This is a genomic window from Pseudomonas syringae group sp. 243L2, from assembly GCF_032587875.1.
GTDB classification, from domain to species: Bacteria; Pseudomonadota; Gammaproteobacteria; order Pseudomonadales; family Pseudomonadaceae; genus Aquipseudomonas; species Aquipseudomonas amygdali.
In genome coordinates this window covers 19,404-35,879 of record NZ_JAWHPL010000026.1, presented here as the reverse complement: position 1 = coordinate 35,879, position 16,476 = coordinate 19,404, and the positions used below count along the sequence as shown (strand labels likewise).

The 16,476-nt window shown below is 58.5% G+C and carries 7 protein-coding genes and 1 pseudogene; 4 read left to right on the top strand and 4 right to left on the bottom strand.

The features are described from left to right. Positions 1 to 351: 351 nt before the first annotated feature. The 4 genes and pseudogenes from hrpA to RYB66_RS19710 all read left to right on the top strand — a co-directional run bounded on the left by hrpA (position 352) and on the right by RYB66_RS19710 (position 11,806). Positions 352 to 4,263: an ATP-dependent RNA helicase HrpA gene (hrpA, locus tag RYB66_RS19725; protein WP_316895226.1), complete on the top strand. Its 3,912-nt coding sequence runs from the start codon at positions 352 to 354 to the stop codon at positions 4,261 to 4,263. Positions 4,264 to 4,504: 241 nt separating this feature from the next. After that, positions 4,505 to 5,626, top strand: coding sequence for a beta-ketoacyl-ACP synthase III (locus RYB66_RS19720; RefSeq protein ID WP_057405504.1), 1,122 nt, complete (start codon positions 4,505 to 4,507; stop codon positions 5,624 to 5,626). 120 nt (positions 5,627 to 5,746) lie between these two features. After that, a pseudogene (locus RYB66_RS19715) lies at positions 5,747 to 10,638 on the top strand (NEL-type E3 ubiquitin ligase domain-containing protein). 40 nt (positions 10,639 to 10,678) lie between these two features. Beyond that, positions 10,679 to 11,806 carry a GNAT family N-acetyltransferase gene (locus RYB66_RS19710; RefSeq protein ID WP_316895223.1) on the top strand — a complete coding sequence of 376 codons (1,128 nt, stop codon included), beginning with the start codon at positions 10,679 to 10,681 and terminating at the stop codon, positions 11,804 to 11,806. Positions 11,807 to 12,077: 271 nt separating this feature from the next. Here RYB66_RS19710 and RYB66_RS19705 read toward each other — a convergent pair whose 3' ends face one another. From RYB66_RS19705 to RYB66_RS19690, 4 genes are all read right to left on the bottom strand, one after another. Beyond that, entirely contained in the window at positions 12,078 to 13,910 is a 1,833-nt protein-coding gene (locus RYB66_RS19705; protein WP_316895221.1) for an ABC transporter ATP-binding protein, read from the bottom strand. Between the two features lie 102 nt (positions 13,911 to 14,012). Further along, positions 14,013 to 14,576, bottom strand: a complete 564-nt coding sequence (locus tag RYB66_RS19700) for a peptidylprolyl isomerase A (RefSeq protein ID WP_016982514.1) — start codon at positions 14,574 to 14,576, stop codon at positions 14,013 to 14,015. Positions 14,577 to 14,714: 138 nt separating this feature from the next. Beyond that, positions 14,715 to 15,503 (bottom strand): alpha/beta hydrolase, encoded by a 789-nt coding sequence (locus RYB66_RS19695; protein WP_316895219.1) that lies wholly within the window; start codon positions 15,501 to 15,503, stop codon positions 14,715 to 14,717. 13 nt (positions 15,504 to 15,516) lie between these two features. After that, on the bottom strand, positions 15,517 to 16,440 hold the full coding sequence (locus tag RYB66_RS19690; RefSeq protein WP_002554785.1) for a LysR family transcriptional regulator: 924 nt from the start codon (positions 16,438 to 16,440) through the stop codon (positions 15,517 to 15,519). Positions 16,441 to 16,476: the final 36 nt, after the last annotated feature.

Genomic DNA, 16,476 nt, shown 5'->3' with positions numbered 1-16,476 from the left:
ATAGTTGAGATTATCGTTCCGCACGCTCCAGCGTGGGAACGCAGGTCTCGACGCTCTGCGTCGCAATGAGGACGCGGAGCGTCCGGAAAGGCATGCGACGCAGAGCGCCGCACGATAGTTGAGATTATCGTTCCGCACGCTCCAGCGTGGGAATGCAGGTCTCGACGCTCTGCGTCGCAATGAGGACGCGGAGCGTCCGGTATTGCGTACCTCATACTTTGTTGTAATTGAGCCGGGCTGCCGGCAAACCATGACCGCGATGGATAGCCTGGCATTCAGGCCATTCGTCACGACCCGCCACAATCTGCGACAATCCGCACCTGCCATTTGAAAAAAGACCCTGCGCGCCTGATGACCGACGAATCGCCCTCTATCGACCAACTTCTGAAAAACCTCGACCAAGCGATGATCAGCGAACGTCATCGCCTGCGCCGTCAGTTGCATGACCTGCGCAAAAAGCCTGACGAGGCGAAGCTGGCGCAGTGGGTAGCGCGGGTTCAAGCCTCCTGTGCGCAGGTGACGGCGCGGCGTGAGAGCGTGCCGACCATCCGTTATGACGACAACCTGCCCATCGCCGCCAAACGCGATGAGATCAAGGAGGCCTTGCTCAAGCATCAGGTGCTGATCATTGCCGGTGAAACCGGCTCCGGCAAGACCACCCAATTGCCGAAAATCTGCCTGGAAATCGGTCGTGGTCAGCACGGTCTGATCGGCCATACCCAACCGCGCCGGATCGCCGCACGCAGTGTGGCCAGCCGGGTGGCCGATGAGTTGGGCACACCGCTGGGCGCGCTGGTCGGTTATCAGGTGCGCTTTGAAGATCAGAGCGACAGCAACACGCTGATCAAACTGATGACCGACGGTATTCTGCTGGCCGAAACCCAGCATGACCGCTTCCTTGAGCGCTACGACACGATCATCGTCGACGAAGCTCATGAACGCAGTCTGAACATCGACTTCCTGCTCGGCTACCTGAAAACCCTGCTGCCACGTCGCCCGGACCTGAAGGTCATCATCACCTCCGCGACCATCGACCTGCAGCGCTTTTCCGAGCACTTCAACGATGCTCCGGTGATCGAAGTGTCCGGGCGTACCTTCCCTGTCGACCTCTGGTACCGCCCGCTGACCAGCGAGCAGGACGAGGAAGGCAACAGCGTCGAGGAAGACCTGACAGTCGATCAGGCCATTCTGGCCACGCTGGATGAGCTGGCGGCCTTTGAGCGTAGCGAGCGCAAGAGCCCGGGCGACGTGCTGGTGTTTCTGCCCGGCGAACGCGAGATCCGCGATGCCGCCGAGGTACTGCGCAAGGCGCAGCTCAGGCACACCGAAATTCTGCCGCTGTACGCACGCCTTTCGCCTGCCGAACAGCAGCGTATCTTTCAGTCCCATCCGGGTCGTCGTGTGGTGCTGGCCACCAACGTGGCCGAAACCTCGCTGACCGTGCCGGGCATCCGCTACGTGATCGATACCGGTACTGCGCGCATCAGCCGCTATAGCTATCGCGCCAAGGTCCAGCGCCTGCCGATCGAGGCGGTATCGCAGGCCAGCGCCAACCAGCGCAAAGGCCGTTGCGGGCGTGTCGAGCCCGGTTTGTGCGTGCGTCTGTACAGCGAAGAGGATTTCAACGGTCGACCTGAATTCACCGACCCCGAGATACTGCGCACCAACCTGGCAGCGGTCATCCTGCAGATGCTGCACCTGCGTCTGGGCGAGATCACCGATTTCCCGTTCATCGAGCCGCCGGATGGCAAAGCGATCAGCGACGGTTTCAACCTGTTGCAGGAGCTGTCGGCAGTCAATCGGGAAAATCAGCTGACCCCGCTGGGCCGTCAACTGGCGCGCCTGCCAGTGGACCCGCGCATGGGTCGCATGCTTCTGGAAGCTGCGAAGCAGGGCAGCCTGCAGGAAGTCTTGATCGTGGCCAGTGCCATGTCCGTGCAGGATGTGCGTGAGCGTCCACCCGAGCGTCAGCAGGCGGCTGATCAGGCCCATGCGCAATGGAAAGACGCCGACTCGGACTTCGCCGGGCTGGTCAATCTGTGGCGCGGTTTTGAAGAGCAGCGCCAGACCCTGACGGCCAGTCCGCTGCGTAACTGGTGCCGGCGTAATTTCCTGAATTACCTGCGCCTGCGCGAGTGGCGTGATTCCCATCGACAGCTGAGCCTGATCTGCCGCGATCTGCAACTGACGGTCAACAAGGAACCGGCCGATTACCCGAAATTCCACAAGGCCATTCTTTCTGGTCTGCTGAGTCAGATCGGGCAAAAGGCCGACGAGGGTGACTACCTTGGCGCACGGCAGCGGCGCTTCTGGATTCACCCGTCTTCCGGGCTCGGCAAGAAGCGCCCGCAGTGGTTGATGACCGCTGAGCTGGTGGAAACCACCAAGCTGTACGCGCGCATGGTGGCCAAGATCGATTCGGACTGGATCGAGCCGCTGGCTGGCCACCTGATCAAGAAAAATCATTTCGAGCCGCACTGGGAGAAGAAGCGCGGGCAGGTCGTAGCGTTCGAGCAGATTACGCTGTTCGGCCTGATCGTGGTTGGTCGCCGTCCGGTGCATTACGGGCCGATTGACCCGGTGGTGTCGCGCGAGCTGTTCATTCGCGAAGGTCTGGTGCGCGGTGACATCCTGTCGCGGGCAAAATGCCTGAGTGCCAATACCCGCCTGCTGGAGCAGCTCGATGAGCTGGAGGCCAAGGCTCGACGTCGCGATATTCTGGCTGACGAAGACACCTTGTTCAGCTTCTATGAAGCGCGAATCCCGGCCGAGATTCATCAGACGGCGACGTTCGACAGCTGGTACAAGACTGAAAGCCAGAAGAACCCGCAACTGCTGATCATGCGCGAAGAGGATGTGCTGGCCCGCGAGGCCAGTGAAGTTACCGCCGCGCAGTATCCGGATACCTTGCACCTGGGCGACCTCAGTCTGTCGCTGAGTTACCACTTCGAGCCCAACCACCCACGTGACGGCGTGACCTTGCGCGTCCCTGCGCCCCTGTTGCTGTCGCTGCCTGCCGAGCGCCTGGAGTGGCTGGTGCCGGGCTTGCTCGAGACCAAGAGCATTGCGCTGGTGCGCAACCTGCCCAAGGCGGTGCGCAAGAACTTCGTGCCGGTCCCGGATTTCATCAAGGCCGCGTTGCAACGTATTACCTTCAGCGAGGGCTCATTGCCCCAGGCGCTGGGGCGTGAGCTTCTGCGCATGACCGGCGTGCGGGTCAGCGACGAGGGCTGGGCTGAAGCCGCGCAGCAGCTTGAAGGCCACCTGAAGATGAACCTGGAAATCGTCGATGGCAGCGGCAAGTTTCTCGGTGAGGGTCGTGATCTGGCCGAGCTGACGGCGCGCTTTGCCGAGGCGAGCCAGGCCGCACTGGCCGTACCTCAAACCGCGAAAAGCCAGCAGCCGGTGCAGGCCAAGGCCTTTGCTGCGGTGGCGCAAAAGACTCAGCAGAACATCGCCGGGTTGTCGATGACGGTTTATCCCGCGTTGGTCGAAGAGGGCGGAGCGGTCAAGGAAGGCCGGTTCTCCACGCAGGCCGAAGCTGAATATCAGCATCGCCTTGCTTTGCAGCGTTTGCTGCTGCAACAGCTGGCTGAACCGGCGAAGTTCCTGCGTAACAAACTGCCGGGGCAGACCGAGCTGGCCTTGTTGCACCGCGAGCTGGGCCGCATCGATGCGTTGATAGAGGACATCCTGCTGGCCAGCCTCGACAGTTGCGTGCTGGAAGGTGAAGCCGAGTTGCCGCGCGACGGTGCCGGCCTGTTGTCGCTGGCTGAGCGCAAGCGCGCCGACTGGACCGAGCATGCCGAGCGGCTCGCGAAGCTGACGCTGGAGATTCTCAAGCTGTGGCACGGACTGCAAAAGCGCTTCAAAGGCAAGATTGACCTGTCTCAGGCGGTTGCCCTCAACGATATCAAGGCGCAACTGAGCAAACTGGTGTACCCCGGTTTCGTGCGTGAAACCCCGGCGGTGTGGCTCAAGGAACTGCCGCGCTACCTGAAGGCTATCGAGATGCGTCTGGAAAAACTGCCAGGTCAGGTGCAGAAAGACCGGGTGTGGAGCATCGAGCTGGCAGGCCTGTGGACGCAATACCAGACACGTGCCGACAAGCACGCCCAGGAAGGCAAGCGCGACCCGGAACTGGCGCTGTATCGCTGGTGGATGGAGGAATACCGCGTGTCGCTGTTCGCTCAGCAGTTAGGCACCAAAATGCCGGTGTCGGACAAACGGTTGAGCAAGCAGTGGAGTCAGGTGGAGGGCTGATCCTGCGTCGGCCTTCAGCACAGTCAATTGTCGCTATCAGGCCTATATTCATTGGCCCGATAGCGCCAAAACCGGGCTCTGTGGCACACTCCGCGCCTGTCTTCACCGTGTCATGAAATGCTGCTCTCTGTTGCGGGCAGCTTTTACAGTCGCACTGGTACGTTGGTCCCAAAAACAGAGGGCCTCCGAACACCGTGCCTGAGCAGGTGTTTACCTGCAACTCAATAAGAGAGGAACGACCGTGCACAACGTCGTCATCAGTGGCACAGGCCTGTTTACCCCGGCCAACAGCATCTCCAACGAAGAGCTGGTGCAGTCTTTCAATGCCTATGTCGCACAGTTCAACAGCGACAACGCAGCGGCTATCGAACGTGGTGAAGTGGAAGCACTCAGTGAATCCAGCGCCGCGTTCATCGAAAAAGCATCGGGCATCAAAAGCCGCTTTGTCATGGATAAACAAGGCATTCTCGACCCGCAGCGCATGAAGCCCAACCTGCCGGAGCGCGGCAATGATGAACGGTCGATTCTCTGCCAGATGGGGGTTGCTGCGGCCGAACAGGCTTTGCAACGTGCAGGCAAAACCGCTGCCGATATCGACGGTGTAATCGTTGCCTGCTCCAACTTGCAGCGCGCCTATCCGGCGATTTCCATCGAGATTCAGGAAGCGCTGGGTGTCGCGGGCTATGGTTTCGACATGAACGTGGCCTGTTCTTCGGCCACCTTCGGTATCCAGGCAGCCTGCAACAGCGTGCAATTGGGGCAGGCCCGCGCCTTGCTGGTGATCAGTCCGGAAATCTGCACCGCGCACCTTAATTTCCGTGACCGTGACAGCCATTTCATTTTTGGCGACGGGGCCACAGCCGTTGTGGTCGAGCGCGCGGATCTCGCCACCTCGCCTTACCAGTTCGATATCGTCAGTACTCGTTTGTTGACCAAATTCTCCAACAACATCCGCAACAATTTCGGTTTCCTCAACCGTACCTCGGACGAGGGCCAGAATGCGCCGGACAAGCTGTTTGTGCAGGAAGGCCGCAAGGTGTTCCGCGAGGTCTGCCCGATGGTCGCCGAGCTGGTCGCGGCGCATTTGCAGGACAACGGTATCAACATCACTGACGTCAAACGCTTCTGGCTGCATCAGGCCAACCTGAGCATGAACCAGTTGATCGTCAAGAAGCTGCTGGGTCGTGATGCCACCGTAGAGGAAGCGCCAGTGATTCTCGACACTTATGGCAACACCAGCTCGGCAGGCTCGGTCATTGCGTTTCATACCTATCAGGATGACTTGCCCAAGGGCGCGCTCGCCGTGCTCAGCTCGTTCGGTGCCGGTTACTCGATTGGCAGCGTGATTCTGCGCAAGCGCTGATAGCGCTTTATGGGCAGCGTCTGGATATCAGACGCTGCCTGTCATATCCCGTTATGTCACCTGCACCCCGGCGGATCTTTATCGTGTTGGCTTTTTCCGAAGCCATCACGGGTATCGATCATGTTTACCGCCAACACCACGTCTGGAACGCCAGCCTCGCCTGGTTCCCTGCCTTCCTCACGACAACTCGACTCTGCGCCATTCGACGTTGAGCATCCAAATGCCGGATTCATCAGAGGCAGCCTGCCTGACTGGTATTTGAACGCCCCGGCGACCTTGCGCCAGGCACTGCATGCCAGTCATCAGAAAACCCTGCGTTCCACGCATGCGCTCGGGCCCATTCGCAATCGTCTTTTATCAGCACAAGCATTCGCAGCGCCTCTGCTGACGCAAGCGTTTTTCGAACGCTTCGAACGTCCCTTGGATGTCGAAGCCTTTCAACTGATGACCTGGCGTTATGACGGTTCCTGGAAGCCGAATCCCCTTGAACAGACGCTGTTGCAGGCCGCCTTGCAGAACTTCGCCTCCAGTAACCGAAGCCGCTTCGATCCGTACTCGGCAATACTTCGTACTGGAGGCCTGCGTTACTGGCTTATCGACAGTGCTCAGCGCAGGTACAAGGTGGAATACAAGGACCGTCTTGATATCGACCTTGAGCAATTCGCTGATTTTTGTCATGAACTGGATCTTGGTGGCCGGTATCAGGCGCATCTGGACAGTGTATTCAAACCTTCCACGCCAGGCGCCGCGAAAGCGGTTGCCACTGTTTTTATCGACGGTGAGCGCGATGCTGTCGAGGTGCTTGCGCACATTGCCATGATGAAGGGCGATATCAGCGAAGCCGCTTACCAGATGCTGTTGAGCGTAGTGAAGCCCGACGTCCATGCGCAATGGGGGGGCAGGGGTTGCGCTATTGTCAGTTGCATATGCTCGATACCTACGCTTTTTCGGGCTGCCTGTTACACGGGGCTTTGCTGATTCAGCAGGATATTGCTGACCCTGACAGTGGGCCTTGTCTTGTCTATATGCCTTCAGAGCCGTCACACCCGCTCAAACAGTTCGCGTCACTCCGGGCTTTCAACGACAGCCTCGTGGCAGCGCTCGACAGTGACAGTTACAGGCGCTATTTCAGCCGCTTCGTCAGCCTTGGCCAAAGTCCGGAGTTTTTTGCGAAGCTGAAATCGCGGCTCTACCCGGTCCAGCAACACACGCTGGACGTCAATGCCGACCTGGTGTTGCAGGCGCAGCCATTTTCCAAGCCCCCGTTCGAGTTGCTTTACGACCACCTGCTGGCCAAAACCTACGTTGATTCACGGACCATAGCGGTGCCGTCTGCGCAGGCTGATCAGTTAGCCAGGGATGCGCTGCTCGACAACCTGAAAAACAGTGGCATGGACATACTCAATGCGGCCGGGCTCTTTGTGCCTGTGCTGGGTGAAGTCATGGCCGTGGTTGCTCTCTATCAGCTTGTCCGCGAAGCGTTCGTTGCCTACGAAGACTGGACGCACGGGGAAGTGGAAGAGGCCATGCAACATGTTTATAACATCGCCGAAAACGTCGCTCAGACAGTGGTGGTGGGCAGCGTCATTGGCGCGCTCGATCGGCTGGAACCGTCGATGTTTATCGAAAGCCTGGTGCAGAAGAGGGTGGATGGATCGGTTCGTCTTGGAAAGCCGACTGTTGGCGGTTATGCGGATACAGTTACGGTGCCTGACGGTTTGCGTGCCAACCCGCTGGGGCTTTACGAATTCGACAGCAAGACGTGGCTGCCAATGAACGGCAAGCTGTACCGCGTTGAAGCAGATGCAACCGGAAAAAACTGGCGTATCAGGCACCCACAGGATCAGCACGCCTACTCGCCTAAGCTTGAGCACAACGGGGCCGGTGCCTGGCGTCACGAGTGGGAAAACCCCATGGGCTGGGATGAAGTCACAGCGTTCAGGCGGCTTAATGTGACGTGTGATGCGTTCACCGAAGAAGAGATCTCGCGGGTCTTGAGCATTACGGGCAGCAACGAGGCGTTGTTGCGTCAGATACATGTCGAAAGTCATCCGCTTCCAGCTCTGCTGAGAGATGCCATCCAGCGCATGGAAATCGAGCGGGGCTTGCAAGCTTGCATAGACGCCCTCAAGGCAGAAGAGTCCTCGCCAGTGCCTGTCACTCATATCGAGCCATGGATGAAGCTGCTGGTGTCGTCGCCGCACTGGCACAAGAGCCGAGGGTTGTTAGTGTTAGACGCAGGCGGAACCATGCTCGACGCCTGGAACGTGGGGGCGCATATGACATTTTCATCCAGTGTCGTGGGCGCGACAGAAGACCTCACGCAGGCGCTCGGCCAATTGCTGGAAGGGCTGACACCCGATGAAGTCAGTCATCTGACGGGAACCAGCGGTGCAGATAAAACTTCGCAGGTTCAAGGTTTCAAACGTTATCTGGCCGACTGTGCGCAACTTCACATGGGGCCGTTGCTTGACGAGGTTTATGCACTGCACAACCGCAGCAGTGAGCCGCTGGTCAAGCTGATTCAACGCGATTTCAGCAGTGTGCCGGACAGCATCGCTTTGGAACTCATCGAGATGGCGAGCGATGCAGACACCGCACGGATGACCTCGGAAAAACGTATCCCTCTTGAGCTTGCCGAGCATGCTCGTGAGTATCAGCAGCAACTGCGAATAAACAGGGCCATCGAAGGCTTCTACCGACGCTCGTCGGGTAATCCGGACACCTGTGCGACTGGGCTTGGCATGTTGCCGTACACGCCGGGCTGGCGTGGCGACGTTTCAATCGATCTGCTGAAAGACACGCTGGAGGGCGATGAGATCGCGAGCCTTGAAAGTGACCAGACGACTGTCGTGCATCGGGTTCTGATCAGAACCGAAGAGGTATTTCAGCCCTTCAATCAGTTGGGTGAGTCTATAGGTGAGGCTGGTCAGAGCTTTTTCAGTGCTCTGCTGAACGCGCTTCCTGATGACGTGCGAGTCAACATCGAATTGCCAGTGAATGCGGATGAGCAGCACCTGCGCAGTCTTTTGTGTCGTATCGCATCTGACAGACGCGACCGGATAGCGGAAATCCTGCAGTTGCAGCCGATCAAGCCTGGCATCAAATGGCCGCAACGACTGCACGATGGCCGTGTGGGTTACCCCCTGAGCGGACGTTTGCGTGGCCTCTTCCGCAGGCTTGGGATTGGTGCGCCCAGCCACTCGCCAGAGCTTGCGGTAAAAAGCCTGTATCCGGATTTTTCCGAGGAGCAGGTTACGACGTTTCTTCAGGCTCTGCGTGCAGAGCACACAGGTTCTGCCTCGCAATTGACGAACTTTGTTCGACAAAGGCTGCAAGGCCTCGCTCAGGAACTGAGCACTTTGCAAACCGGCCTGGACAATTGGGTACTGCAAGCTGAGCCCTCGTCACTGCTTAGACCGAGGGCAATCGCGACGTTGCGAATTCGCAATTGCTGGAGGCGCCTGAGCGCTCACTGCAGAAACTATCAGGGTGAGTTTTTGGGGTATTCGCTTGATCTGGAGGGTCTACGGATAGGAAACATGCCGGAGGTATTGGCTGACTTCAGTCATGTGGCGGTTTTAAACGCTCGAAACATGCGGCTTACCCATTTACAGGCTGATGTATTACTTAAGCATTTCAGCAACCTGCATTCATTGAGCCTGGATTTCAATGCGCTGCAATCCCTGCCAGAGTCGATAGGGCGGATGACTCGACTCAGAGAGTTGTCACTCAGACACAACCCGCTGGTCTGGACCGACCAGTGCAACGCCGGTTTGCGCAATCTGAGCCGACTGGAAGTTCTGGACCTCAGTTTTTGCTCGCTTGGGCGGAGCACGCGGCTGAGTCCGCTCAACGCACTGCGCATGCTTTTTTTACGTTCTACAGGTATTGAAAGGGTGCCAGAGTGGAACTGGCGCAGTTCTGATCTGATGCTTCTCGACCTTCGTGACAACCATATCTCGGACATAACCACCCAGGCGCTCGCCCTTATTGATCGCTCCCTCAGCGATAATCGTCTGAATATACATTTGAATGGTAATCCGCTGAGTGTGCAGACGCATGAACGGATCAGAGTGCTGCGTGAGCAACGGTATCAGTTCCGTTTGGGTATCAGCCATAACCGCTTGTTGCATCAGGAAACGCCTGCCCTTAAGACCTGGCTTGGCAGTGCGAGTGGTGAGCAACTGGCTGCACGGACAGAGCTTTGGCATAACGTGCAGGACTGTTCCGGTTCTACGGATTTTTTTCAGGTGTTGAGCGACCTGACCACTTCAGCAGACTTTTTCAATGATCGTAAAGCGCTCACGACACGGGTCTGGACGATGATGGAAGCGGCTGCTGAAAATGGGGAGCTGCGTCGGCAATTGTTTGATCTTGCCGCCCATCCTCAAACCTGTGGCGATGGTCTGGCGTTAATATTCGGGGACATGGAAGTTCGCGTTGGGGTGTTCGCGATTACGTCATCCACGCCGGAAGCCGCACGGCCACTGGAGCTGTTCAAGATGACCCGCAGTCTCGACCGTCTCGATGAGGTGGAAAAAATTGCCCGTCGCGATATTGCTCTTCGGATGACAAGCAATAAAACGGTAGATGAAGCCGAAGTACGACTGGCCTATCGAACGGGTTTGCAGGTCCGGCTTGGATTGGCCAGCCGGTCCAGATCCATGCTGTTCAGGACTCTGGCGGGGGTGAGTGACGCCGATCTGGATTCCGCCTACCGCGAGATAATTGCGCGTGAAAGTACTCCTGCGTTTTTCGAGTCACTGATTGCCAGGGAGTTCTGGATGGATTATTTGGAAATCCGCTACGCCCACGAGTTTGAGCCGGTAAAGCGCCCTTTTGCTGAGCGTCTCGCCGTTCTGGATGAGCTGTCGCCGGACATGCAATCCGATCAACAATACCTTGACCGGGTAAAACAGATCACCAAGGAACGCATGCGTGCGATCAAGGCGTGTGCGATCAAACTTTCCATACAGCTCTCGGACGCTGTGAACGCAGGGCCTCAATAAGGGATACTCTCCATAACGCCTGACAATCCGGGGAATCTGCATGCCCGTTCACGTTATCGACAACCTAAGCACCGTTGCGCCTGCTCAATGGGACGCACTGGTGCCGGGCAATCAGCCGTTCCTGCGGCATGCCTTTCTCAGCGCACTGGAAGACAGCGGCAGTCTAGGGCCACGCTCCGGTTGGCGTGCCGAACATGTGCTGCACTACGAAAACGATCAACTGGTTGCGGCATTGCCGGCCTACCGGAAGTGGCACTCGTACGGCGAATATGTGTTCGATCACGCCTGGGCAGACGCCTGCCGTCGTGCCGGAATCGCCTATTACCCCAAACTGTTGGTCGCGGTGCCGTTCAGCCCGGTTGGCGGCTCACGCATCCTGTCGGCAACGCCTCAAGGCGGCATGGAGTTGCTCAGCGAGCTGCCGGCCTATCTGCAGAGCGAGGGGCTGTCGAGCGCCCATGTGAATTTCACCGACCCGGCTGCCGATGCCTTGCTTGAATCGCAACCGGGCTGGCTGCAGCGCTTTGGTTGTCAGTTTCATTGGCATAACCGGGGTTACCGCGACTTTCAGGACTTTCTGGACGCATTGAGTTCGCGCAAGCGCAAGCAGATGCGCAAGGAGCGTGAACAGGTGGCGGGGCAGGGCATCGAGTTTGAATGGCTCGAAGGCGCGCAGATGAGCGAAGTGCTGTGGGACTTCGTCTACGCCTGCTATTCCAATACCTACGAAATTCGCGGGCAGGCGCCATACCTGACACGCGAATTTTTCAGTCTGCTGGCCGAGCGTATGCCCGAATCGATCCGCGTGGTCATCGCCTTGCAGGGCTCACGGCCTGTGGCGATGGCTTTCAGCCTGATCGGTGACGATAGTTTCTACGGGCGCTACTGGGGTTGCCTGGCCGAGTTTGACCGACTGCACTTCGAGACCTGTTTCTATCAGGGCATGGACTACGCCATCGCCCATGGTCTGCAACGATTCGATGCCGGCGCCCAAGGTGAGCATAAATTGATTCGTGGCTTCGAACCGCAGATCACCCGGTCATGGCATTACCTGATGCACCCAGGGTTGAAAGACTCGGTCAGCGAGTTTCTCGAGCAGGAACGCGTCGGCGTACTGGCGTATGCCGATGAGGCGAGGAGTGCGTTGCCGTATCGGCAGGCGGAGTAGCGGGGGATATGCCTTCCCGCGTGGAGCATCGGCACGAGACTTGAATCTCGTTCCTCACGCTCCGCGTGGGAGTGCAGTTCTGGACGCTCTGCGTCCGCTCTTGATTGTGCGGAGCGGCGCAGACTTGTGACGCGGAGCGTCACGAAATGCATGCCAACGCGGAGCATTGGCACGATAGTCATGGGTATACATGGCAGCGGGTAGATCACTGGCCTCTGAAGATCCTGTGGAAGCGAGCTTGCTCGCGAAGAGGCCAGCAATCTCCCCATCCTCAATCCACCCCTACAAACCCACCCGTCTGATGCTGCCACAACCGCGCATACAGCCCGCCGCGGGCCAGCAGTTCGGCGTGGGTGCCGGTTTCGGCGATCTGGCCTTTTTCCAGTACCACCAGACGATCCATACGGGCTATGGTCGACAGGCGGTGGGCAATGGCGATGACGGTCTTGCCTTGCATCAAGGTTTCCAGGCTTTCCTGAATCGCTGCTTCAACTTCCGAATCAAGTGCCGAGGTGGCTTCATCCATGATCAGGATCGGTGCGTCCTTGAGCAGCACACGGGTGATCGCGATTCGCTGGCGCTGACCGCCGGACAGCTTGACGCCGCGCTCTCCCACATGGGCATCAAAACCGGTGCGGCCTTCGGAATCCGACAACTGCGGGATGAACTCTTCGGCACGGGCCTTGCAGATCGATTCCCAGAGCTGTTCGTCAGTGGCGTCAGGATTGCCATACAGCAGGTTTTCGCGAATGGAACGGTGCAGCAGCGACGTGTCCTGAGTGATCATGCCGATCTGCGCACGCAGGCTTTCCTGGGTAATCTCGGAAATATCCTGACCGTCGATCAGGATCCTGCCGCCTTGAACGTCATACATGCGCAGCAGCAGGTTCACCAGCGTCGACTTGCCGGCGCCTGAAGGCCCGATCAAACCGATTTTTTCGCCCGGTTTGATGTCCAAGTTGAGGTTGTGAATGATCCCGTTGCCATTGCCGTAATGGAAATCAACGCCATCGAACCGGACGCCGCCGTTTTCGATCTTCAGCGGCAGCGCGCCGGGCTGGTCATTCACCGTGACAGGCTGCGAGATGCTCTCCAGGCCGTCCTGCACGGTGCCGATGTTCTCGAAAATGCCATTGACCACCCACATGATCCAGCCGGACATGTTGACGATACGAATCACCAGGCCTGTGGCCAGCGCGATGGCCCCCACCGAGATCATCGACTGGGTCCACAACCACAGGGCAAGCCCGGTGGTGGTGACGATCAGCACGCCGTTCATGGTGGTGATGGTGGTGTCCATCGATGTGACGACACGGCCAGCCAGCTGGCTTTTCTCGGTCTGGTCACGCATCGCTTCACGCGCATATTGCTGCTCATGATTGGTGTGCGCGAACAGTTTCAATGTGGTGATGTTGGTGTAGCCGTCGACTATCCGGCCCATGAGCCTGGAGCGCGCATCGGACGACTCCACCGAGCGTTGCTTGACCCTGGGGACGAAGTACATCAGCGAGAGTATGAACGCCACGATCCAGGTGCCCAGCGGTATCATCAGGCGCCAGTCAGCCTCGGCGAACAGCACCATGGCGCTGATCGCGTAGATCAGTACATGCCACAGCGCATCCACCGATTGCACCGCCGAGTCGCGCAGCGAGTTGCCGGTCTGCATGATGCGCTGGGCGATACGCCCGGCGAAATCGTTCTGGAAGAAGTTGACGCTCTGTTTGAGCACGTAGCTGTGGTTTTGCCAACGAATCAGGTTGGTCATGCCGGGGCTGATGGTCTGATGCACCAGCAGGTCGTGCAGGCCGACGAAGATCGGGCGCAGCAGCAGGGCCACCACCACCATCCAGATCAGTTCCGGGCCATGAACGCTGAAAAAATCCTTGGGCGGCGTGGTTTGCGCCAGGTCGATAATGCGGCTCAGGTAGTTGAACAGCGACACCTCGATCAGCGCCCCGATCAGTCCCACGACCAGAAGCGCGAGAAACGTCGGCCATACCTGACGCAGGTAATACATGTAAAACGCGAAGACAGTGTTGGGCGGGGCAGGGGTAGGGGCGTCTTTGAAGATATCGATCAGTTTTTCAAAACGACGATAAAGCATTGGCTATCACACCCACGCGACGTGGGTTCTCCTTGATAAGTGGAGGCTCTCCCGTCCAGCCCGCACAAAGCCCGAAGGCTTTATGCGGTGCAGGTTTCCTGCTTAGTCGACGCGTTTGGCGGACTTGATCAGGATCGGGTCGATTGGCACGTTTTGCATGCCTTTCGTAGTAGTGGTGCGGGCGTTGACGATGTTGTCGACCACGTCCATACCCTTGACGACTTTACCGAACACCGCGTAACCGAAGTCACGTGTGCCGTTGTCGAGCATGGCATTGTCGTTGGTGTTGATGAAGAATTGACTGGTAGCCGAGTTAACGTCCGAAGTACGGGCCATGGCAATGGTGCCACGCACGTTGTGCAAACCGTTCTGTGCTTCGTTCTTGATCGGGTCCTTGGTCGGCTTCTGAACCAGTTGCTGGGTGAAACCGCCACCTTGCACCATGAAGCCCGGAATCACACGGTGAAAAATGGTGTTGCTGTAGAAGCCGCTGTCGACGTAGCCCAGAAAGTTCTGGGTGCTGACCGGTGCCTTGGTGTCTGCGAGTTCGATTTCAATCTGGCCGAAGCTGGTATCGAGTACCACGTGCGTGGCTTTATCCGGGGCAGCCATCAGGTTGGCGGCGAACAATACGGAGCAGGCGGTGAGGGCGATTTTTTTCAGCATGTGGCAACAGGTCCTTCGGTAAGAGATATCGACTGTGGCCGGCAAGGTAACCACGTTTGGCGTTCTTTGCCCAGCGTGTTAGAGGGTTTGCGCGGCTTCATGCCATCAGCCAGCGCACCTATCGGCTGCACAAGGTTTTCAGACTCCGATGCTGGCCATGAATTCCAGCAGCGTGCGATTGAATTGCTCGGGCTGGTCGAGTGGCGTGGCATGCCGGGAGTCGTTGATGACTACCAGCCGCGCATTTGGCAGGCGTTTGACGTAAGCCTCTTTGAGCGAAACCGGTGTGTAATCGTGTTCGGCCGCGATGATCAGCGTCGGGCAGGTAATGCGCCCCAGTTTGTTTTCCACGCCCCAGCCGACAATGGCATCGAAACTGGCCAGATAGGCGCGCTTGTCATTCTTGCCCCAACGCTCGGCCATCTTGCACCGCAGGTCGGCCTGTTCCGGCTTTGGAAACAACAGCTTGCCCAGCGCCTCGCCCAGGGTCTGCATGCTGACGATGCGTGACAGGGTCCAGCGTCTGGCCAATTGCCAAAGGTCGCCTGCGCTTCTGACCTTGACCTGTGGCGCGCTGTTGACGATGCACAGGCTCTTGAGCAGGTGCGGTTGATCGACCGCCAACTGAAAGCCGATCATCCCGCCCATCGACAGGCCGATCAGGTGTACCGGACCCAGATAAAGGTGTTCGATCAACGCCTCCACGTCATTGCTCATGGCCTGAATGCTGTAGCGCCCGTAGGGTTTGTCCGAGCGACCATGGCCACGCATGTCCATGACGATGACGCGGTATTGACTGGCCAGTGCCGGGATCTGATATTCCCAGTCCTGACAGCTGGAACCCAGGCCATGTAACAACAAGACGGGTTCGCCCAGACCATACTCTTCATAGTGTAGCGAACAGTCGTCGTGTTCGAAAAAAGCCATGTGCCTACTCCTTTCAGGCGTGTTGGGGAGCAGTGAGTGCCGTGGTCAGTGGTGCGGTGTCGAACGTGCGGATCAGATCGATGAGAATCTGCGTGGCCGGGCCCAGCGACCTGTCCTTGCTGGAGTAAAGATAGAAGGTCGGGTTGCGGCTGCCGCCCTTGTCCAGGCGCAGCGGCTTGAGCAGCCCCTCGCGCAGTTCACGCTCGATCATGTGGCGAGGCAGCCAGGCGAAACCCAGGCCATTGCTGACGAAGGTGGCGGCTGTACCGAGGCTGCCGACCGTCCAGCGCTGCTCTGCGCCCAGCCAGCCGAAATCCCGGGGTTGCTGTCTGCCTGAGTCGCGAATCACCACCTGCAGCTGACTTTCCAGATCCTGAAAGGTCAGTTCGCGATTGGCCTGGTGCAGGGCGTGGTCCGGATGAGCGACGGCGACGAACTCGACGGAGCTCATCTCGGTGCCCAGATGCCCGGCAATGCTGTAGCCGCTGATGGCCAGGTCCGCGACGCCTTCCAGCAACACCTCCTCGACACCCGAAAGCACTTCTTCACGCAACCGCACCCGGCAGCCGCGGCTTTGCGGCATGAACGCGGTCAACGCCCTGACCAGGCGTGCCGAAGGATAGGCCGCATCAATCACCAGCCGCACTTCCGCTTCCCAGCCCTGTTCCATATGGTGGGCGAGGTCTTCCAGTTGGCTGGCCTGTTTGACCAGTTGCCGTGAACGGCGCAGCAGTACGCCACCGGCGTCGGTCAGCACAGCCTTGCGTCCGTCAATGCGTAACAGCGGCACGCCGAGTTGTTCCTGCATGCGCGCCACGGTGTAACTCACCGATGACTGCGACCTGTGCAGAGCCTCGGCGGCCTGAGCAAAGCCACCGTGGTCGACTACGGCTTGTAATGTGCGCCACTGGTCGAGAGTCACGCGGGGCGCTTTCATGCTGTAATTCCTCTTAATGTGCTGGCTATTTGTTCT

Bases quoted from the DNA above. Each gene is read 5' to 3' on its own strand.
- hrpA (WP_316895226.1), top strand. From the start codon at position 352: ATGACCGACGAATCGCCCTCTATCGACCAACTTCTGAAAAACCTCGAC.
- RYB66_RS19710 (WP_316895223.1), top strand. From the start codon at position 10,679: ATGCCCGTTCACGTTATCGACAACCTAAGCACCGTTGCGCCTGCTCAA.
- RYB66_RS19705 (WP_316895221.1), bottom strand. From the start codon at position 13,910: ATGCTTTATCGTCGTTTTGAAAAACTGATCGATATCTTCAAAGACGCC.
- RYB66_RS19700 (WP_016982514.1), bottom strand. From the start codon at position 14,576: ATGCTGAAAAAAATCGCCCTCACCGCCTGCTCCGTATTGTTCGCCGCC.
- RYB66_RS19695 (WP_316895219.1), bottom strand. From the start codon at position 15,503: ATGGCTTTTTTCGAACACGACGACTGTTCGCTACACTATGAAGAGTAT.
- RYB66_RS19690 (WP_002554785.1), bottom strand. From the start codon at position 16,440: ATGAAAGCGCCCCGCGTGACTCTCGACCAGTGGCGCACATTACAAGCC.